The sequence below is a fragment of the Pseudomonas huaxiensis genome, from assembly GCF_003231275.1.
GTDB classification, from domain to species: domain Bacteria; phylum Pseudomonadota; class Gammaproteobacteria; order Pseudomonadales; family Pseudomonadaceae; genus Aquipseudomonas; species Aquipseudomonas huaxiensis.
The window spans coordinates 1-20,143 of record NZ_QKVL01000069.1; the positions used below are offsets into that span (position 1 = coordinate 1).

Below are 20,143 nucleotides of genomic sequence, written 5' to 3' on the forward strand. Positions count from 1 at the left end.
CGCCATATCGAATGGATAAGCTCCCAGCTCCCAGCTCCCAGCGCCAAAGCCCAAACCCCAAACCCCAAACCCCCAAAGAGGCGGTCCGGCGCCCGGTGAATCCGCTCCGACAGGATGCGCAAGTGACTGACGGTTTGCGAAACCCATGCAGCGATCAGGGCCCTGAATGCCATACAAGATGATCAGGGCGTCTCCCGCTTCATCTGCATCACCAGGGTAAAGCGGTCATCCGGGTGCACCGTCTCGGAAACCACCACCAGCTTGCCCTGTTCATCCCGGTAGTGGCGGGTGATCTTCAGTCCCGGCTCACCTGCCGGGGCATTGAGCTTCTCGGCCATCTGCGCCGTCAGCAACACCGCCCGGACCTGCTGGTCCACCACATTGATGCGCCGGCCATAGTGCTGCTCGATCAAGGCCGCCACCAGGGCGTCCGGATGTTCACGGGCGAGGTCGATCACGTCGGTGTAGGCCGCGTCCGCATAGACATCGGTCCAGCACATCGGCGCCCGCTCGCGATCCTCGTCCACGCGAATGCTGGAAATGCAGAAGTAATGTACGCCCGGCTGCAGGCCCAGACGCTCGGCCTCGGCGATGTCGGCGACGAAGTGCCGGACCTCCTGAATACTGCGCACCTGGGTTTCCGCCAGATGCACCAGATCCTCCACCGACGCCAGCGAATGCCGGTATCCGCCACTGGGCGCTGACGCTTCCACCCGCGTTCCTACCCGTTTGCGTCGCGACACCATGCCCAGGTTCTGCAACTGGGTAATGGCCGCGCGCACGGTATGCCGGCTCACTTCATACAGGTCACAGAGCTCAAGCTCGGTGGGTAGCAGTGAACCCACCGGGTATCCGCCATTGGCAATCTTGTCCTTCAAATCCCTGGCTACCAGCGCGTAGCGAGCCTCGTTCATGCCGTTGGTCAGTCCTGAAACATCGAATGGATTGACAGTGTAACAGTCTCGGCGTATTCATATGTCCGTACATTTGAATATGTACGTACATAACAATCAATTCAGGACCACGCCATGTCTACCACTGTCTTTGACTCAGCCCTTTTCCGCGATATGTTCGGCACCGCCGAGATGCGCGCGGTGTTCTCCGATCAGGCGCTGATCGAGCGCTACATCGAAGTCGAAATCGCCCTGGCCAAAGCCGAAGCCCGCTGTGGCGTGATCCCTGCTGAAGCGGCTGTACAGATCGCCGAACTGTCGCGTTTCGAATCCCTAGATCTGGCCCACATGCAGCACGAGACCGAGATCGTCGGTTACCCGATCCTGCCGTTGGTGGAGCAGCTGTCGAAGCTGTGTGGTGAAGCCGGACGCTATGTGCACTGGGGCGCGACCACCCAGGACATCATGGACACCGCCGTGGTCCTGCAGGTCCGCGCCGCTCTGGCCATCGTCGAGCGCGACATCCAGGCCGTGCGCGGCCTGCTCGCCGGTCTGGCGCTGCGTTACCGCGACACGCCGATGGCCGGCCGTACCCACCTGCAGCACGCGTTGCCGATCACGTTCGGCTACAAGGTCGCGGTGTGGCTGAGCATGTTCGACCGCCACGCCGAGCGCTTGGTGGAGCTGCGTCCACGGGTCGAGATCGGCCAGTTCGCAGGCGCCGCCGGCACCCTGGCATCGCTGGGCGACAAGGGCCTGGAAGTGCAGGAAGCGCTGATGGCCGAACTCGGTCTGGGCGTGCCGCAGGCCACCTGGCACGTGGCCCGTGATGGTCTGGCGGAAACCCTGAACTTCCTTGGCCTAGTCACCGGGTCACTGGGCAAGGTCGCCCTCGACGTGATGATGATGATGACCAGCGAGCTGGGCGAAGTGTACGAGCCCTTCGTCAAGGGGCGCGGCGCCAGCAGCACCATGCCGCAGAAGCGCAACCCGATTTCCTGCGAGCTGATGTACGCCGCCGCCAAGGGCGTACGTCAGCAGGCCGGTTTGATGCTTGACGCAATGATCCAGGACTTCGAGCGCTCCACCGGCCCATGGCAGGCCGAGTGGATCGCCATTCCGGAAGCCTTCGCGCTGTCGGCGGCGTCCCTCGGCCAGGCGAAATTCATGCTCGCCGGCCTGGAAGTGCGCACCGAGCGCATGCGCCAGAACCTCGACATGACCCGCGGCCTGATCGTCGCCGAGGCGGTGATGATGGGCCTGGCCCCGGCCCTGGGCCGCCAGGTCGCCCACGACGTGGTGTATGCCGCCTGCCGCGTGGCCAACGACGACGGCGTCAGCCTGCTCGATGCCCTGCTGGCCCGCCCGGACGTGACCGATCGCCTGGACCGCGCCGAACTCGAGCGTCTTACCGACCCGGCCAATTACCTCGGTCTGGCCCCGCAGATGGTCGATCGCGCCCTGGCCCGCGAAGGCGCGGTCAAACGCTGAATTCGTTCGCAGGGGGCGTCGCGCCGACGCGCCCTGTCTGTCTCGCCGTACCCATAAAGACAATAAGAGATCGCGAACATGACTGCTTCCACGAAAAAACCGCTGTACCGCGACCTGACCTTTCAGGTCGTCGCTGCCATGCTCCTCGGCATTGCGTTCGGCTTCATCGCCCCGGAGCTGGCTGCCAGCTTCAAGATCCTCGGCGACATCTTTCTCAAGCTGATCAAGACCGCCGTCGCGCCGCTGGTGTTCTTCACCGTGGTCCACGGCATTGCCTCGGCCGGTGACATCAAGCGGGTCGGCAAGGTCGGCTGGCGTGCTCTGGTGTACTTCGAAGTGGTGTCCACCATCGCTCTGGCGATCGGTCTGATCTGGGGCAACCTGCTGGAAATCGGTTCCGGCATGCACGACGCCCACCCCAACAGCGCTACCGCCAGTGCCGCGGCCGCTGCCCTGGCCAAGGGGCATGCGCCGGGTTCGACCATGGAGTTCATCTACGGCATCTTCCCGGACAACTTCGTCGGTGCCTTCGCCGGCGGGCAGTTGTTGCAGGTGCTGGTGATCGCGGTACTGTTCGGCTTCGCCCTGCTGGCGCTGAAGCACGAGCGTCGTGAGGTGATCGAGGACGGCTTGAACCGGGTTTCGGAATGCTTCTTCGAATTCATCAACCTGATCATGAAGTTCGCGCCGCTCGGCGCCTTCGGTTCGGTGGCCTACGCGGTGGGCAGCAACGGCACCGCGGTGCTGATGTCGCTGGCCAACCTGGTGCTGATGTTCTATCTCGTGGTGTTCCTGTTCGTCACCGTGGTATTGGGCGCGGTGTGCCGGTTGTCCGGCTTCAGCCTGTGGCGCTTCCTCAAGTACATCAAGGATGAGGTGTTTATCGTCATCGGCACCGCCTCGTCGGAAAGCGCGCTGCCGCGGCTGTTGCTCAAGCTGGAGAAGTTCGGTTGCTCGAAGCAGAGCGTCGGCCTGGTCTTGCCGACCGGCTATGCGTTCAACCTCGACGGCACCTCGATCTACATGTCGCTGTGCGTACTGTTCATCGCCAACGCCTATGGCGTGCCGCTGACCTGGGAACAGCAACTGGGCATGGTGGCGATCATGCTGGTGACCTCCAAAGGTGCGGCAGCGGTATCAGGCGGCAGCTTCGTGGTGTTCGCCGCGACCGTCACCGCCATCGGTGTGTTGCCGGTGGAAGGGCTGGCGTTGCTGTTCGGTGTGTACCGCTTCATGTCGATGGCGATCGCCACCTGCAACACCATCGGCAACAGTGTCGCGACCGTGGTGGTGGCGAAGTGGGCCGGAGAGTTTTCCGAGCAGACGGCAAAGGAGGAGTATGAGCGCGTGCTGGGCCGCAGGCCGGCGGCCGCGCTCTGAGGTTTCTCCGTGGGGACTTCCTCGCTGGCATGCGGGGCGCCACCTGACCAGCTTCCATAGAGTGCTGAGCTGAACCCGATTTCAGTGCCCGGCGCGGAATGAGCCCTGTGGGAGCCGGACTTGCCGGCGATGAGGCCGGCCGGAGCAACGGTGTTGCGGGGGCGGTACCTATCGCTGGCAAGCCAGCTCCCACAGGTATTTGGTGGGGGCTGGCGATGAGGTTGTGGCGATTTACCAAAGCGCCACGGTGTAACTCACAATCAGCCGGTTCTCATCCAGGTCATTGCCGAAGTTGGTCGAGCGCACGGTCGCATTGCGCCATTTCACCCCCAGGTTTTTCAGCGGTCCGCTCTGGATCACATAGCCGATATCCATATCCCGTTCCCATTCCTTGCCGTTCGGCCGTGATGCGCCGAGGTCGACGTTGTCGCCGCTCAGGTAGCGGGTCATGAAGGTCAGACCGGGAATGCCGACGCTGGCGAAGTTGAAGTCATAACGCGCCTGCCACGAACGCTCGTCCTTGTTGGCGAAGTCGCCGATCTGCACGAAGTTCACCAGGTACGCGTCGGCACCGTTGATGTAGGCGAAGCCGGTGTCGCCGCTCATGCGCTGGTAGCCCAGGCCAAAGGCATGGCCCTTGAGGCTGTAGGTGAACATCGCACCCAGTGCCTTGTTGTCAATATTGCTGCTGCCGTCGTCCAGCGAGCGGGCGAAGCGCAGATCGCTTTTCAGCGTCTGGCCGTCGCCCAGCGCCCACGTGTGGGTGAGCCCGAGCATGTGCTGGCGATAGAGGTTTTCCAGGCCGCCGTAGCTGTAGCTGGTGCTCAGGCTGTCGTTCCACTTGTACAGCGCGTGGCCGAAGTCGAAGCGGTCGGTGGTGGTCTGGCGCACGACGATGTTCTTCGCCGCGCCAGTGGTGACGCTCATGTCCTCGTAGTCCTGGGAATCACGCTGGTTGACCTGGCGCAGCCGACCCAGGTCCAGGCTGAGGTTGCTGATTTCCTGCACGCTCACCTGGCCGCCCTGGAAAACCTGCGGCAGCAGGCGCGAGTCGTTGGGCATCAAGACCGGCAGTTTGGGAATCAACGTGCCGAGCTTGAGCACGCTGTTGGACGCACGGACCTTGGCGGTCAGGCCGAGGTCGCTGGAGCTGTCCTGGGCGCGCTTCGGTGCTTCGCGGTCGCGTTGCAGCAGGCCGCTACCGGCGCGGTCGGGGCTGGAGTCGAGCTTGAGGCCGAGCAGGCCGATGGCATCGACGCCGAAGCCAAGGGTGCCTTCGGTGAAGCCGGACTCGTAGCGCAGGATGAAACCTTGCGCCCATTCCTCGGCTTTTGACTGGGCCGCGCCGTCCTGGCGGAAGTCGCGGTTGAAGTAGAAGTTGCGGGCTTCGACGCTGGCCTTGCTGTCGTCGAGGAAGGCGGCGTTGGCGTTGCAGCAGAGGATGGCGAGGGCCAGTGGGGTCAGGGTGCGGAGCATTTGCGATTCTCTTGTTGTTATTGGTGGGGGCGGGGCCTGCCTGGGGCAGGCCTTCGCGAGCAAGCTCGCTCCTACGGGTGGGGAGTGATGGGGATCAGTGGTTGGATGCGGCGGCGGCGCCGAGGCCGGTCTGGGCGCGGACGAACTGGTCGTCGAAGGCGTCGCGTTCACGGGCGGCGCGGGCGCTGGTGTCCAGCAGCGACACCACCACGGTGACCAGGAACGCCAGCGGCATCGAGAACAGCGCCGGGTGGTCGTAGGGGTAGATCGCCTTGGCATTGCCCAGCACGGTTACCCACACCGCCGGCGACAGGATCACCAGCACCAGCGCCGAAATCAGACCGGCGAAGCCGCCCGCCAGGGCGCCGCGGGTGGTCAGGTTCTTCCAGTACATCGCCATGATCAGCACCGGGAAGTTGGTCGACGCGGCGATGCCGAAGGTCAGGCCAACCAGGAAAGCGATGTTCTGGTTCTCGAAGAGGAAGCCCAGCAGGATGGCGATCACGCCCAGGCCCACAGTGGCGAAACGGGTGACGCGCATTTCCTGCGCTTCGCTGGCGGTGCCTTTCTTCAGCACGGTGGCGTAGAGGTCGTGGGAAATTGCCGAAGCGCCGGCCAGCGCCAACCCAGAAACCACGGCGAGAATGGTGGCGAAGGCCACCGCCGAGAGGAAGCCGAGGAACAGGTTGCCGCCCACGGCCTTGGCCAGGTGCATGGCGACCATGTTGCCGCCGCCGATCAGTGCGCCCTTGAGGTCGCCGCCAACATAGAACTGCGGGTCGGTGCCGACGATGACGATGGCGGCGTAGCCCAGCACCATCACCACAAGGAAGAAGAAACCGATGAAGCCGGTGGCGTAGAACACCGATTTACGCGCTTCCCTGGCGTTCGGCACGGTGAAGAAGCGCATGAGGATATGCGGCAGGCCGGCGATGCCGAACACCAGGCCGAGGGACAGCGAGGCCGCGTTGATCGGGTCGGCGAGCATCGAGCCCGGGCCCATGATGTTCCAGCCGATGGCGTGGGCTTCGACCGCGCGGGTGGCGAGGGTTTCGAAGCTGAAGCCGAACTCGGCCATGGCCAGCATCGCCAGGGTGGTGCCACCGGCGAGCAGCAGAACCGCCTTGATGATCTGCACCCAGGTGGTGGCGATCATGCCGCCGAAGATCACGTACACCAGCATCAGCGCGCCGACCACGATCACTGCGGTGCGGTAGTCGAGACCGAACAGCAGCTTGATGAGTTGCCCGGCGCCGACCATCTGCACCACCAGATAGCAGCACACCACGGTCAGCGAACCGAAGGCGGCGAAGGTGCGCATGCGGGTTTGGTCGAGGCGGTAGGAAACGATGTCGGCGAAGGTAAAGCGGCCAAGGTTGCGCAGCCGCTCGGCCATCAGGAAGGTGATGATCGGCCAGCCGACGAAGAACGCCACGGTGTAGATGAAACCATCGTAGCCTTTGGCGAACACCAGGCTGGAGAGGCCCAGCAGGGTGGCGGCGGACATGTAGTCACCGGCGATCGCCAGGCCATTCTGGAAACCGCTGATACCGCCGCCGGCAGTATAGAAGTCGGAGGTGGACTGGGTCTGGCGAGCGGCCCACCAGGTGATCGCCAGGGTGCCGAGAACGAAGACGAAGAACATGCCGATGGCGTGCAGGTTGACTGGTTGTTTCTCGGCGACGATGGGCGCGGCGAAGACCAGGGCCGGGGCCAGCAGCAGGGCGCCGAGGGCGAGCAGGCGTGGATTCATTTCAGTTCCTCCAGCAGGTCGGCGCTCATCGCGTCGAAGCGAGTGTTGGCGCTGCGCACATACCAGCCGGTGAGCAGCCAGGACAGTACGATCAGCAATGCCGCTACGGGAATCCCGAGGGTCAGTTGGCGGCCTTCGGCCAGCGGGGTGTGCAGCCATTGCGGCTGGAAGGCGACCACCAGCATGAACAGGTAATAGGCCGTCAGTACCGCAGCGCTGAGTGACCAGGACAGCCGCGAACGGCTGCGCACCAGTTGCTGGAATTTCGGGTTGGCGCGGATCTGCGCACATCGCTGGCTATGGGACAGCTCTGCTGAACTCATGGGAGGGCTCCTTGGATTGTTCTTGTGGTTTTTTCGGGGTGCACGGCACCGTGGCGGCGGGCGGGCCCGTCACCGGTGGAACTGAAAGCGGAAAGCGCGCGCGGCTATTCGCGGCGAGGCGGATCGTCGGGGATCGGTGGGATAAGACGAGGGCAGCGAACGGCAGGGGCGAGGCCCTGTACGGCAAGTATCGACATGTGTGGCACCCGGCGGCTGATTGTTAGCTCTTGATGTCTGCCACTTCCGTGTCGAGAGGAAGCGGCGCAGATGGCTCCGGGGGCTTTATATAACAGTAGCGTGATGCTATGGAAGTATTACTTGTTTGATATGGTATTTATACTATATGCAAATGTTGGTTTTTCTGATTTTTACCGGGTTTCCAGGGTGCTTAATGGATTAGTTACCAGATTGGGGTGGTGAACGGAGGGAGCGAGCAAGCTCGCTCCCTCGCGATCGCACAGCGCGAGCTGAACCGTCAGAACTGATACCTGGCCGAAACCATCACGTTGCGCGGGTCCCCGTAGTAACCGCTGTAGAACGTGGTATCCAGCGCGCTCAGGTATTTCTTGTCGAACAGGTTGTTGACGTTGAGGGTGGTCGACAGGTTCTTGGTCACCTGATATCGCGCCATCAGGTCGAACACCGCGAACTGCTCCTGCTTCGCCTTGACCGTGCCCGGCACTCCCGCCGGGGCGGCGCTGAAGTGGATGCCGCTCTGCCAGTTCATGCCGCCGCCCACCGTCAGGTCATTCAGCTCGCCAGGCAGGCGATAGGTGGTGAACAGCTTGGCCATGTTGGCCGGGGCCACGGTGTTGACGCGGTCACCCTCGGCGTTCTTGGTGATGCTGTGGTTGAAGCTGGCGCCAAGGTTCCAGTCCGGGGCCAGTTCACCACTGATCTCGGCTTCGAAACCACGGGTCTTGGCGCCCTTGATCGCGCGGTAGGCGGCGGTGGTGGTGCCAGGCACCTGCTGGCCGGGATCGGCTTCGGCGAGGTTGTCCTGGCGGATCTCATAAACCGCCACGCTGGTGTTCAGGCGGCCATCGAAGAATTCGCTCTTCAGGCCCAGCTCGTAGTTGTCGCCTTCCCGTGGTTGCAGGGTGACGCCATCGCGGTCGCGCACGGTCTGCGGCTTGAAGATGCTGGTGTAGCTGGCATACAGCGAATGGGTGTCGTTGAGGTCGTAGACCACCCCGGCGTAGGGCGTGACCACGCCGGTCTCGGTGTAACTCGGGTTGCTGTTGAGCCGCGGGGTGAGCAGGTAGCGCAGGTCGTATTCGTATTCATAGTCGCTGACCCGCGCACCGAGGATGACCGAGAGCTGGTCGGTGGGGCGCAGGCGGGTGGCGAGGTAGAAGGCGCGCTGGTAGGTGGTGGTGTCGCCGTCATAGAGCTGGCCGAGGCTGGTGTTCGGCTCCGCGGTGTAGTTGTTCCAGGTGTAGAAGTTGACGGAGGTGCCTTCGATGGCGGTGCCGCGCAGCGGGTCGTGGTGATTGTCGTACTTGGCGAAGTTGTAGCCGACGATCAGGTCGTGCTCGCGCCCGAGCAACTGGAACGGGCCCTGCGCCTGCACATCGATCCCGGTCTGTTTCTGCCACGTGCTGCCGGCGCCACCGTACAGGCGTACGCCCGCGCCGGTGTCGACGTTGGGGAAACCCCAACTGGCGGTCGCCAGCGAATACTCGCGGTCGATGTACATCTGGTTGACCGTGGCCTTGAGGGTCCAGTCATACGCCAGCTTCTGCTCCAGGCTGAGGAAGCTGTTGAGGATGTTCTGCTGGTTCGAACTCCAGCGGCTGGCGCTGTTGGTGGAGCGAGAGAAGTCGGTCTGCTGGCCATTGCTGTAGAACAGCGGGAACGCCACCGACGAGGAGCCCTCGGGATGGTGCTTCTGGTAATCGATACCGGCGGTGAGCAGCGTGCTGTCGCTCAGGTCAGCTTCGATCACCCCGTAGAACACCTGCTTTTCCTGGTGGTAGTGGTCGACGAAGCTGTCGTTCTGCTGGTAAGCCACCACGCTGCGGCCACGCACATTGCCGCTCGGGGTCAGCGGACCGGACAGGTCGACTTCGGTGCGGTACTTGTTCCACGAGCCGAGGCCGGCGCTGACATGACCCTGGAACTGCGCGGTCGGGCGCTTGCGCACCAGGTTGATGGTGGCCGACGGATCGCCCGCGCCAGTCATCAGGCCGGTGGCGCCGCGCAGCACTTCAACGCGGTCGTAGATGGCCATATCGGCTAGGCTCTGCGCCGAGACCTGGCTGACGATGTCGAGGGTGGTCGGGATGCCGTCGAACTGGAAGTTGTCCACCGAATAGCCGCGGGCATAGATGTTGAAACGCTCGCTGCCCAGGCTCTGCACGGAAATGCCCGGGGTTTGTTGCAGTACCTCGGTCAGGTCGTTGAGGCCCTGGTCGTCCATGCGCTGGCGGGTCATGACGCTGATCGATTGCGGGGTTTCCCGCAGCGACAGGTTCATCCGCGTGGCGGTGCGGCTGGCTCCGACGGTCCAGGTTCCGGTGCTGTCGGCATCCGGGCCCGGCAGGTGACTGGAGATGGTGGTTGCGTCGAGGTTCAGCGCGCCGCTGCTGTCCTGGCTCGGCAACAACTGGTAGCGCCCGCTGTCACGGCGCACTGCCTGCAAACCGGTGCCGCTGAGCATCTGCAACAGGGCCTGCTCGGCACTGAAACGGCCACTTACCGCATGACTCTGACGCTCACGGGTCAGGCTGGCGTCGGCGGCCAGGTACAGGCCGGTCTGCGCCGCCAGGCGGTTGAGCTGCGCGGCCAGCGGGCCGGCGGGAATGTCGAACTGCTGCTGTTCGCTCTGCTCGGCGGCCAGGGCCATGGGCACGCTGGCGAGCAGGCTGCCGCTGCCTATGGCCATGGCCAGCAGCAGAGGGCGGAAAGAGAAAGCGGGGCGCGGGGAATGTGGGTACATCGTGGTTCCTTGTTGGCGCGGTGATCATCGGTGTCATCTGGTAATCCGAAGCACCGACCAAAACCGGAACCGCTCGGTAGAATTTTTTTCGTGGATGTTCGCGCCCCTCAGCGCGGCTCCACCGTGGCCCACCAACTGAAGCGCCGCACCACCCGCACCGGCAACACTTCTTCCAGTTGCGCCAGGGTTTGCGCGGTGTCGCGCAGCGAGAAGCTGCCCATCACCCGCAATTGGGCGACCTGCGGCGAAACGCCGAGATGGCCGCGACACCAGGGCGCCAGTTCCTCGATGAACTGGCCCAGCGGCATGTCTTCGGCCAGCAGCAGGCCCTTGCTCCAGGCTTCCCGTTGCGCCTGCGCAGGCGCAACGGCGCTGATGGCACGGGCATCGAAACTCAGGCCCTGACCGGCCTCGGCGGTAACCCGCGCGCCGCTCTCGGCGCAACTGGCCTGTACCGCGCCCTGATAGACGTTGAGCAGGGTCCGCTCGCCCAGGGTGCGGACGCTGAAGCGGGTGCCCAGCGGGCGCAACTGGCCGGCGCGGGTGTGCACGCGCAGTGGGCGAGGGTCCTTGGCGGTTTCGATCAGCACTTCGCCGGCGTACAGCTGCAGCAGGCGCTGGCCGCTGTCGAAGCTGATATCCAGCGCGGTATCAGCGTTGAGCCACAGCTGCGTGCCGTCGGCCAGCACCTCGCGGCGCAGTTCGCCAGCGCTGGTGCGGTAGCGAGCGCCGAGGGCGGCCAGTTGCTCACGCGTTGCCGGCAGCCAGCCAATCCAGCCGAGCAAGGCGCCGCCGCAGAGCAGGCCTAGGCTGCCCAGCACCTGACGGCGGCTGCGTTTGTCGCGGCGTTGACCGGACAGCACCTGATGCGCCACCGGACCCTGTTCGTGCAACCCGGCAAAACGCTGGCTGACCCGCTCGATGTAGTGCCACGCCTGGCGGTTGACCTCGCTGGCCTCGAACCACTGGCGCCAGTTGGCTTCCACCTGTGGGTCACCGGCGGCGCCCTGGCGACGGGCGAACCAATCGGCGGCCTGCTCCAGGTGCGAGTGCTGCAAGCGCGTGTTGCCGGCGCTCATTGCAGTGCCCCGTCCAGTTCGGCCTCCAGCAGTGCGCACTGGAACATGGCCTGGGCCATGTACTTGGTGACGGTGCGTTCACTGACCCCCAAACGTTCGGCGATCGCTTGGTAACCAAGGCCCTCCAGCAACGACAGGCTGAACGCCTCGGCAACCTTCGCCGGCAGTTTTTCCAGCATCTGCTGCAACTGGCGCAGGGTCTCGAGAATGATCGCCTGGTGCTCCTCCGAGGCCACGCACAGCTCCGGGCGCTGGGCCAGGGCGTCGAGCCAGGCCGACTCCAGTTGCTTGCGCCGCCAGAAGTCCACGCACAGGTGCCGCGACACCCGGCTCAGGTAGGCGCGGGCGTGCAGGTCGCTGTCGAACTCCCTTGGCTGGGCCAGCAGGCGTACGAACACGTCATGGGCCAACTCGGCGCCGTCGCTGGTATTGCCCAGGCGGCGGGTAATCCACTGCTTGATCCAGCCATGGTTTTCCAGATACAGGGTTGCCACTTTGGCGCTGTGAGCGCTGGCGGGAGGGGAGGTCATGCGGGGCCTGTGTTTTCGGGAATGATTCGCAAATGATAACGATTGGCTACATTAGCTCAGCCGCCGGGGCGCAGGCAACCACCGCGAGGCAACTGGCCATCGTTTCAGTCGAGTTGTGCCAGTCGTGCCATCAGGCTCGCAGCCTCGTCGTGCAAGGCCTGGCAGAACGCTTCGACGAACACCGATGACGGGCGAAAATCCGGGCGGATCAGCATCACCCGGTAGGGGATCGACACCGTCAGACGTCGCACCGCCAGGCCGCGGCCGGCTTCCTGCAAGGCGCTCAGCGGGTTGATGATCGCCACGCCGAGACCCTCGCGAACCATGGCGCAGACCGACGCGGCGTTAGTGGTTTCGATCACTGTGTGGCGTTCCACTGCGGCAGTGCGAAAGTGCTCGTCGAGGCGCTGGCGGTAGATGTCGCGACCGGCGAGGTTGATGAAATCGACCCCGTGAAAATCGCTCATCGCCAGTTGCTCCCTCGCCAACAATGGATGCTCCTCGGGTAGCACACAGAGCATGTCGGCGCTGAACAGCGACTCGCCGTGGGTGCCGCGCGGCACCTGCTCGCCCTCGGTCAGACCGAGGTCATGGCGCTGGGCGCTGAGGGATTCGTCCAGCAGCGGCGATTCCTGGGCGCTGATGCACAGGCTGATGCCGGACTGCTGGCGCTGGAACTGCTTGCACACCCGCGGCAGCAGGGTCTGCGAGAACAGCGGCAGGCAGGTCAGGTGCAACTGGCCGTGCTCGAAGCGGCGGATCGACTGCGCCAGGCTGTTGATCCGCTCCAGCCCGACGTAGGAACGCTCGACTTCCTCCAGCAGCATCAACGCCTGGGCCGTCGGCAGCAGGCGACCGCCCTGGCGGTCGAACAGTTTCAGCCCGCTGAGGCTTTCCAGGCGCGCCAGTTCCCGGCTCAGGGTCGGCTGCGAGGTGAACAGCAAGCGCGCCGCGCCGGTGACGCTGCCGGCCAGCATGATGGCGCGGAACACTTCGATGTGGCGGACGGAGATGCTCACGGCGATGGCCTGTTGTGGAAAAGTAGGCATATCAAAACTGAATCGACTTACAAAGAATAGATATTTTTCTGAATGGAAGGCGTTGGGCATGATCGCGTCATTCTCATCGCCCGCAGGATTCCCGCGTCATGACCCTTCCTTTCGCCCAGCAGACCCTGGTTGCCGCCGCGCAGCAATTCCCCACACCGTTCTGGGCCTACGACGCCGCCATCATCCGTGACCGCATCGAGCAACTGCGCTGTTTCGACGTGGTTCGTTTCGCCCAGAAAGCCAGCTCCAACCTGCACATCCTGCGGTTGATGCGCGAGCACGGCGTGCGCGTCGACGCGGTGTCCGTTGGTGAACTGGAGCGGGCACTGCTGGCGGGCTACAGCCCGGAAGGCGACCCGGCGGGCGTGGTCCTGACCTGCGACCTGCTGGATAAACCGACCCTGCGCCGGGTGGTGGAACTCAAGGTTGAAGTCAACTGCGGCTCCATCGACATGCTGCGTCAACTGGGCGAGCAGTCGCCGGGCCACCGCGTCTGGCTGCGTATCAACCCCGGCTTCGGCTACGGTCACAGCCGCAAGACCAACACCGGCGGCGAGAACAGCAAGCACGGTATCTGGCACGACGAAATCGGCGATGCGCTGGCGGTGATCCGTGCCACGGGCCTGCATCTGGTGGGCCTGCACATGCACATCGGCTCGGGTGTCGATTACGGTCACCTGGCCCAGGTAGGCGGGGCGATGGTCGAGGTCATCAAGGCCCTGGACCACGATATCGAGGCGTTCTCGATTGGTGGCGGCCTGTCCACGCCGTACCGCGAAGGCGATGTGGCGGTGGATGTCGAGCGTTATGCCAGCACCTGGCAGAAAGCCCGGGAAGAGATCGAAGCCTTCCTCGCGCACCCGGTGCGCATGGAAATCGAGCCGGGGCGTTTCCTCGTCGCCGAATCGGGCCGTCTGGTGACCGAAGTGCGCGCGGTGAAACGCGCAGGCAGCCGTCAGTTCGTGCTGGTGGACGCCGGCTTCAACGACCTGATGCGCCCGGCCATGTACGGCGCCTATCACCACATGAGCGTGCTGGATGCCCAGGGCCAGGCGGTCGAGCGGCCGCTGGTGGAATGCGTGGTGGGCGGTCCGCTGTGCGAGTCCGGCGACGTCTTTACCCAGGACGATCAGGGCCTGGTCCCGCGCCTGCTGCCGCAACCCCAGGTGGGCGATCTGCTGGTGATGCACGATACCGGCGCCTACGGCGCGTCGATGTCGTCCAACTACAACAGCCGGCCGCTGCTGGCCGAAGTGCTGCTGGACAACGGCGAGGCGCGGCTGATTCGCCGGGCCCAGCCGTTGTCGGATCTGCTGGCGCTGGAACAGGGGCTCTAACCCCAGGCTCCCTTGTCGAGGCGCGCTGATCGGAGTTTCGTCAGAACTGCCAGTCAGCCGCCTTCACCACGCGACAGAACGGCCCCGCCAGCGTCGCGTTGTGATGGGCGACAATCGCCTCGGCGCTCAGTTGCGGCGTGTCGGAGCAGGTGTGACCGTCCTCGATCAGCACCGCGTCCAGCCCCAGATCCCGTGCCACGCGGCAACTGCTATCGACGCAGTACTGGGTCTTCATCCCGGCGATCACCAGCCCGCTGGCGCCGGCGTCCTTGAGTTTCTCCAGCAACCCGGTGCCGGCAAAGGCACTGGGGCGCTGCTTCTCGAATACCGTCTCGCTGCCGTTCAGGTCCAGCTCCGGGATCAGTTGGGTCAGCGCGCTGTCCGGTGCCAGCGGCGAGCCGGCCGGGCCGACATGGCGGGCGAGGAAGATCGGCGCGCCGGCGGCATGGGCCTTGGCCAACAGGCTGTTTACTGTCGCCAGCAGCGCTTCGCCGCGCCACGGCTGTTCCGGGCCGTGGAACAGGCCGACCTGCAAATCGAGAATCAAGAGTGCATGCATGGGTGTCGCTCCTTGTGATGAGCCAGCGACACGGGACAACGAAAAAGGCCCCGTCCATCGCTGGCGGGGCCTTTCGGGTTTGGCGTCAGACGCTCACGAACACCCGCACGGCCCGCCGGTGGCGGTGGTGGTCAGGGTGGTCGAGGTGCTGCGGAATCGTTTCATGGGGCTGACAGTAGCGCTACTGGCGGGGTGATGGCAAGTGCGCTGAATATCTGTTGGACAGCACATGGCTGCCAGCCCATGAGATGAGCGATCAACCCAGCAGCGCTTCGCTGGCACTGGCCACGATCATCCCGGCCATGCCCAGCAGACAAACCAGCGCCACGGCGTAGAACATCGTCCGCCATGGCTGCCACTGGTTGAGGTACGCCAGGGTGTGCGCCACCCGCGCCAGGGTGAACACGCAGAACAACAGGAGAGTGGCGCTGACGCTGGTCTTGAGCACCACGCACAAGCCGCCGAGGACGAAGAACAGCGGGATGTTTTCCAGGTCGTTGCCCCAGGCTTTTGCCGCCCGGGTGACCTCGGGCAGTTCCTGCGGGCTGGCGCTACGCCCCACGAAGCGGGCGTCCTCGGGGTTGGCGAAGGTCAACCGGCTGATGCGGTGAAAGCCCTGGTAGCAAGAGATACCGAGCATTTTCAGGAACAGGACCACGACACACAGGGCGTAAACCGACAGGGCAAGGTTCATCTTCACTCCTTTGAGACACATCGGGCCTGGCTGCTGCTTTCTTCCAGCAGCCAGTGTTTGAACAGTTCCAGCGCGGGCGGCTGGTCGCCGGGGCGGGTGACCAGCACATAGCGCTCGGTCAGCGCCGAAACCTCCGGCCAGGGCGCGTGCAGGCGCCCCTGTTGCAGTTCGTCTTCGACGTAAAAGCGCGGCACCAGGGCCATGCCGATACCGGCCTTGGCGGCGTCGATCAGCAAGGAAAAACGGTCGAAGCGCGGGCCGCTGCCAGCATCGGGCAGGTCGATGCCGGCGTGCCGGGCGTACTCGTTCCAGAGGTTGCCGTGGTCGTGCTTGTGCAGCAGCGGTTGCTCGGCGGGTGGGCGTGCGGCGAGGTCGGGGTGGCAGACCGCGAGCAGCGGCTCTTCGAACAGCGGCTGCACCTGCATCGCCGCCCAGGCCGGGTGTTCGAAGTTGATCGCAGCATGCAATGCGCTGTCGGTAAAGGCGAAGGGTTCGGTGCGCTCGCGCAGGTTGACCTGGATATGCGGGTGGCGCTGCTGGAAACGCGCCATCCGCGGAATCAGCCAACGGCTGGCGAGGGTGGGGATCACGCCGATTTCCAGGGTCGCGTCGCTGCGGGCGCTGGTGAGCAGTTGGCGGGTCTTGCGTTCGATCAGGTCGAGGGCGTCGCGCATGTCGGCGGCATAGCGGGCGCCGAGTTCGGACAGTTCGACGCGGTTGCCGATGCGCAGGAACAGGCGCACGTTCAACTGGCTTTCCAGCTTGGCGATCTGCCGGCTGATGGCGCCTTCGGTCACGGACAGCTCCTGCGCGGCGCGGGCGAAACTCTGGTGCCGGGCGGCGGCTTCGAGGGCGAGCAGGGCGGTGGTGCTGGGCAGACGGCGGGTCACGAACATCCATCCTTGGCGCATCGGGGCCACAGGATGACCCAAGGGCAAGCTGCCTTGCAAAAAATTCGGTAACACTTGCTGCCCTCGCTGCCTAGCATGCGAGGCCTGACAAGAAAGGAGATCGCAGGACATGACGACCACCGACCGTTTATTGCTTCGAGCAGGTGTGCTGATTCCCGTCTGGCTGTTGTTCGGCGTGCTGCTGACCGCCAGCCAGTATCCCGGCTACAGCCATGCGGACTTCGCCATGAGCCGTCTCGGCGAGCAGGGCGCGGCGACCCACGGCTTTTCCGCCTGGGTGAACAATTTCCCGCTGGGCGTGCTGTTTGTGCTGGTGGCGGTGGGGCTGTGGCGGCGCTTCGCCGGCTCGCGGCTGGCGCGGGTCAGTGCGGTGCTGGTGTTGATTCATGGTCTGGCCAGCATCGGCGCCGGATTGTTTGCCTGCGACCAGGGCTGCGCCCCGGCGCAGCCGTCGGTCTCGCAGCAGGTGCATAACCTGTCCGGGCTGGTGATGTTCCTGTCGCTGACACTGGCCAGTGCGCTGTGGATCTTTCTCGGCAAGCGCCTGTTGGGTTCGCCTGCGTTCTCAGGGTTTTCGGCGCTGTGCACGGTGCTGGCGCTGGTCAGCGTCGGGCTGATGGGCCAGGCGCTGGAGAGCGGTCACGGTTTCGGCCTGTATCAGCGGCTCAACTACGGCACGGCGGTGGTGTGGCTGGCAGTGCTGGCCTGGCGGAGTCTTTCGCTCAACCTGGTACGCTCAGGCGTAGTGCCAGCGCGACCAGCGTGACCAGCAACACCGGCAGTGTCAGCAGGCTGCCGACCTTGAAGTAGTAACCCCAGGTGATACGGATATCGCGCCGCGCCAGCACATGCAGCCAGAGCAGGGTGGCGAGGCTGCCGATCGGGGTGATCTTCGGACCGAGGTCGCAGCCGATCACGTTGGCATAGATCATCGCCTCGCGGATCACCCCGCTGGCTTCGGCGCCGTGGATCGACAGGGCGCCGACCAGCACGCTGGGCAGGTTGTTCATCACTGACGACAGCAGCGCCGCGAGCAGCCCGGTGCCGAGGGTCGCGGCCCACAGGCCGTGGCTGGCGAGCAGGTCGAGCAGACCGCTGATGTGCTCGGTCAGCCCGGCGTTGCGCAAACCGTAGACCACCAGGTACATCCCCAGCGAAAACACCACGATATGCCAGGGCGCATGACGCATGACCTTGCGCGTGGAAATCACCTTGCCGCGCCCGGCCACCAGCAGCAGGACCAGCGCGCACACGCCCGATACCAGGCTGACTGGAATTCCCAGCGGTTCCAGAGCAAACAGCGCCAGCAGCAGGAATACCAGCACCACCCAGCCGGCGTAGAAGGTGTGCACGTCGCGGATGGCGTCACGCGGGGCTTTCAGGGTCGGCTCGAAGTAGCGCGGGATATCCTTGCGGAAGAACCACCAGAGCATGCCGAGAGTGGCGGCGATGCTCGCCAGGTTCACCGGCCACATCACCGAGGCGTACTCGCCGAAGCCGATGCCGAAGAAGTCCGCCGAGACGATATTCACCAGGTTCGACACCACCAGCGGCAGGCTCGCGGTGTCGGCGATGAAGCCCGCGGCCATGACGAAGGCCAGGGTCGCCGCCGGCGAGAAGCGCAGGGCCTGGAGCATCGCCACCACGATCGGGGTAAGGATCAGCGCCGCACCGTCGTTGGCGAACAACGCCGACACCGCCGCGCCGAGCAGCACCATCAAGGTGAACAGGCGTGCGCCGCGGCCCTTGCTCCAGCGCGCCATGTGCAGCGCGGCCCATTCGAAGAAGCCGGCTTCATCCAGCAGCAGACTGATGATGATCAGCGCGATAAAGGTCGCGGTAGCGTTCCAGACGATGGCCCAGACCGCCGGGATATCGCCCGGATGCACGACCCCGGCGAGCAGCGCCAGGACCGCGCCACCGCTGGCACTCCAGCCGATGCTCAGGCCCCGCGGTTGCCAGATCACCAGCACCAGGGTGAGGACGAAAATCGAGACGGCGATCAGCATGGCGTGGGCTCGGCGGGGTGAGTGATGGGCGCAAGGCCGGCCAATGTAGCGGGGATCGGGCAATCGGCAAAGTGACAGACAGCGCGGCTACGTGCCATCATGTGTAACACTATTACATTGCATGAATGAGAAATCCTGTCGCATGTCGCCCCTACCTTCAACGCGCCTCCACTCGATCGATGCCCTGCGCGGGCTGGTGATCCTTTTCATGTTGCTGGACCACGTCCGGGAAACCTTCTACCTGCATCTGCAGGTCGCCGACCCGATGGATGTGACCCAGACCGACCCGAGCTTGTTCCTCAGCCGTACCCTGGCGCACCTGTGCGCGCCGGTGTTCATCCTGCTGACCGGCTTGTCGGCGTTTCTCTACGGCGAGAAATACCAGGGCAAGGCGGCCGTCTCGGCCTTCCTGTTCAAGCGCGGGTTGTTCCTGGTGGTGCTGGAATTCACCTTGGTCAACTTCGCCTGGACCTTCCAGTTGCCGCCGAGCGTGATCTACCTGCAAGTGATCTGGGCCATCGGCCTGAGCATGCTGGCGCTGAGCGCGCTGTTGTGGCTGCCGCGCGGTTTGCTGATCGCCCTCGGCGTGCTGCTGGTGGCCGGGCACAACCTGCTCGACGGACTGCATTTCGCGGTCGGGCACTGGGCCCATGTGCCGTGGGCGGTGCTGCATGACCGCGGCTGGATCGAGGTGTCCGAGGGGCTGCGGTTGCGTACGTCATATCCGCTGTTGCCGTGGATCGGCGTGATTTCGCTGGGCTATGCCATCGGTCCGTGGTTTGCGCGGGGCACTGAGGCGGGGCAGCGTCGTCAGCTATTACTGGGGACTGCCATCGGGGCCTTGGGCCTGTTTCTGGTGTTGCGCTTGCTCAACGGCTATGGCGAGAAGCCCTGGTTCAGCGGCGACACGGCGGTGCAGACGCTGATGAGCTTCTTCAACATCACCAAATACCCGCCGTCGTTGTTGTTCCTCGCCCTGACGCTGGGGATCGGCCTGCTGTTGCTGGTGCTTTTCGAGCGCCGCAACGACGGACGCGCGGTGCGCTGGCTGGCGGTGTTCGGCGCGGCGCCGATGTTCTTCTACTTGCTGCACTTGTATGTGCTGAAGCTGCTGTACCTCGCCAGCGTGGCGATCTGGGGCACCAACCATGGGCAGTATTTCGGCTTTGATTCGGTGCTGGCGGTGTGGATCGCGGCGGCACTGCTGGCGTTGGCGTTGTACCTGCCGGTGCGCTGGTTTGCCCGGCTGAAGGCACGGCGACGGGATATTGCCTGGTTGAAGTATTTATAAGCGGGATCGCTGACGGTCCATGGGTCCAGGACCGTCAGCGATTGCTGCCTCGGAAACATCCTACATATCACTAAGAATCGCCCTGCTGACTGCCAGACTGCGCCCAGCAAGTATCTGCCCTTTGCCCGGTGAACCCTTTCCCGGGAGCTCTTGAGCAAACCTACAAGGACGCAGATTCATGGTGCTGGGCTACCTCATTCGCATTGGCGACAAGACCACCTGTGGTGGTCAGGTGCTAACCGGCGACAGCGAATTCATCATCGAGGGCTTGCCTACGGCCCGTCAGGGTGACTCGGTGACGTGTGGCGTGACCGGGAAGACCTATCAGATTCAGGGCGGCATTCCATCATTTATCAACGAAGGCGTGCTGGTCGCTGGAAGCCTGGACAGCTTCAGTGGCTGTCCGTGTTACGCCGGGTTGATTCCG

Annotated in this window: 18 protein-coding genes; 6 read left to right on the plus strand and 12 right to left on the minus strand. The window is 64.4% G+C overall.

What is annotated here, in order from left to right; all coding sequences use genetic code 11:
- Positions 1-182: 182 nt before the first annotated feature.
- The gene (locus tag DM374_RS31075) at positions 183-914 is read right to left on the minus strand and encodes a GntR family transcriptional regulator (RefSeq protein ID WP_110973332.1); all 732 of its coding nucleotides are present in this window, start codon (positions 912-914) and stop codon (positions 183-185) included.
- A 114-nt stretch (positions 915-1,028) separates the two neighbouring features.
- Here DM374_RS31075 and DM374_RS31080 point away from each other — a divergent pair, with 114 nt between their 5' ends.
- Both DM374_RS31080 and DM374_RS31085 read left to right on the plus strand, forming a co-directional pair.
- The gene (locus DM374_RS31080; RefSeq protein ID WP_110973333.1) at positions 1,029-2,384 is read left to right on the plus strand and encodes a class-II fumarase/aspartase family protein; all 1,356 of its coding nucleotides are present in this window, start codon (positions 1,029-1,031) and stop codon (positions 2,382-2,384) included.
- Between the two features lie 78 nt (positions 2,385-2,462).
- The gene (locus DM374_RS31085; RefSeq protein ID WP_110973334.1) at positions 2,463-3,764 is read left to right on the plus strand and encodes a cation:dicarboxylate symporter family transporter; all 1,302 of its coding nucleotides are present in this window, start codon (positions 2,463-2,465) and stop codon (positions 3,762-3,764) included.
- Positions 3,765-3,995: 231 nt separating this feature from the next.
- On the opposite strand, the gene DM374_RS31090 is transcribed toward DM374_RS31085, so the two are convergent.
- From DM374_RS31090 to DM374_RS31120, 7 genes are all read right to left on the minus strand, one after another.
- Complete coding sequence (locus DM374_RS31090; RefSeq protein WP_110973335.1) at positions 3,996-5,240, minus strand: OprD family porin; 1,245 nt, start codon at positions 5,238-5,240, stop codon at positions 3,996-3,998.
- Positions 5,241-5,334: 94 nt separating this feature from the next.
- Positions 5,335-6,993: a cation acetate symporter gene (locus tag DM374_RS31095; protein WP_110973336.1), complete on the minus strand. Its 1,659-nt coding sequence runs from the start codon at positions 6,991-6,993 to the stop codon at positions 5,335-5,337.
- Positions 6,990-7,316 (minus strand): DUF485 domain-containing protein, encoded by a 327-nt coding sequence (locus DM374_RS31100; RefSeq protein WP_110973337.1) that lies wholly within the window; start codon positions 7,314-7,316, stop codon positions 6,990-6,992. Before DM374_RS31100 ends, DM374_RS31095 begins: the two co-directional genes overlap by 4 nt.
- Before the next feature lie 475 nt (positions 7,317-7,791).
- Positions 7,792-10,257, minus strand: coding sequence for a TonB-dependent siderophore receptor (locus DM374_RS31105; protein ID WP_110973338.1), 2,466 nt, complete (start codon positions 10,255-10,257; stop codon positions 7,792-7,794).
- 107 nt (positions 10,258-10,364) lie between these two features.
- Positions 10,365-11,336 carry a FecR domain-containing protein gene (locus tag DM374_RS31110; RefSeq protein WP_177431634.1) on the minus strand — a complete coding sequence of 324 codons (972 nt, stop codon included), beginning with the start codon at positions 11,334-11,336 and terminating at the stop codon, positions 10,365-10,367.
- Positions 11,333-11,866, minus strand: coding sequence for a sigma-70 family RNA polymerase sigma factor (locus DM374_RS31115; protein WP_110973339.1), 534 nt, complete (start codon positions 11,864-11,866; stop codon positions 11,333-11,335). The genes DM374_RS31110 and DM374_RS31115 overlap by 4 nt, the downstream gene beginning before the upstream one ends.
- A gap of 104 nt (positions 11,867-11,970) precedes the next feature.
- The gene (locus DM374_RS31120) at positions 11,971-12,885 is read right to left on the minus strand and encodes a LysR family transcriptional regulator (RefSeq protein ID WP_110973347.1); all 915 of its coding nucleotides are present in this window, start codon (positions 12,883-12,885) and stop codon (positions 11,971-11,973) included.
- Between the two features lie 128 nt (positions 12,886-13,013).
- Between DM374_RS31120 and lysA the strand changes: the two genes are divergently transcribed.
- Positions 13,014-14,252 carry a diaminopimelate decarboxylase gene (gene lysA / locus DM374_RS31125; RefSeq protein ID WP_110973340.1) on the plus strand — a complete coding sequence of 413 codons (1,239 nt, stop codon included), beginning with the start codon at positions 13,014-13,016 and terminating at the stop codon, positions 14,250-14,252.
- 40 nt (positions 14,253-14,292) lie between these two features.
- On the opposite strand, the gene DM374_RS31130 is transcribed toward lysA, so the two are convergent.
- The 3 genes from DM374_RS31130 to DM374_RS31140 form a co-directional block, all read right to left on the minus strand.
- Positions 14,293-14,811, minus strand: coding sequence for a cysteine hydrolase family protein (locus DM374_RS31130; protein WP_110973341.1), 519 nt, complete (start codon positions 14,809-14,811; stop codon positions 14,293-14,295).
- 256 nt (positions 14,812-15,067) lie between these two features.
- Positions 15,068-15,505, minus strand: a complete 438-nt coding sequence (locus DM374_RS31135; RefSeq protein ID WP_110973342.1) for an MAPEG family protein — start codon at positions 15,503-15,505, stop codon at positions 15,068-15,070.
- Between the two features lie 2 nt (positions 15,506-15,507).
- A complete protein-coding gene (locus DM374_RS31140; RefSeq protein ID WP_110973348.1) occupies positions 15,508-16,395 on the minus strand; it encodes a LysR substrate-binding domain-containing protein in 888 nt (295 codons plus the stop codon).
- Between the two features lie 130 nt (positions 16,396-16,525).
- Here DM374_RS31140 and DM374_RS31145 point away from each other — a divergent pair, with 130 nt between their 5' ends.
- The gene (locus DM374_RS31145; protein WP_110973343.1) at positions 16,526-17,182 is read left to right on the plus strand and encodes a DUF998 domain-containing protein; all 657 of its coding nucleotides are present in this window, start codon (positions 16,526-16,528) and stop codon (positions 17,180-17,182) included.
- Here DM374_RS31145 and DM374_RS31150 read toward each other — a convergent pair.
- Positions 17,139-18,425 carry an arsenic transporter gene (locus DM374_RS31150; protein WP_110973344.1) on the minus strand — a complete coding sequence of 429 codons (1,287 nt, stop codon included), beginning with the start codon at positions 18,423-18,425 and terminating at the stop codon, positions 17,139-17,141. The two genes, DM374_RS31145 and DM374_RS31150, sit on opposite strands and share 44 nt — an antisense overlap.
- Positions 18,426-18,567: 142 nt before the next feature.
- On the opposite strand from DM374_RS31150, the gene DM374_RS31155 reads away from it, so the two are divergent.
- Together DM374_RS31155 and DM374_RS31160 are read left to right on the plus strand one after the other, a co-directional pair.
- Positions 18,568-19,716: a DUF1624 domain-containing protein gene (locus DM374_RS31155; protein ID WP_110973345.1), complete on the plus strand. Its 1,149-nt coding sequence runs from the start codon at positions 18,568-18,570 to the stop codon at positions 19,714-19,716.
- 178 nt (positions 19,717-19,894) lie between these two features.
- A partial coding sequence (locus DM374_RS31160; protein WP_177431635.1) for a PAAR domain-containing protein occupies positions 19,895-20,143 on the plus strand: 249 nt, incomplete at its 3' end.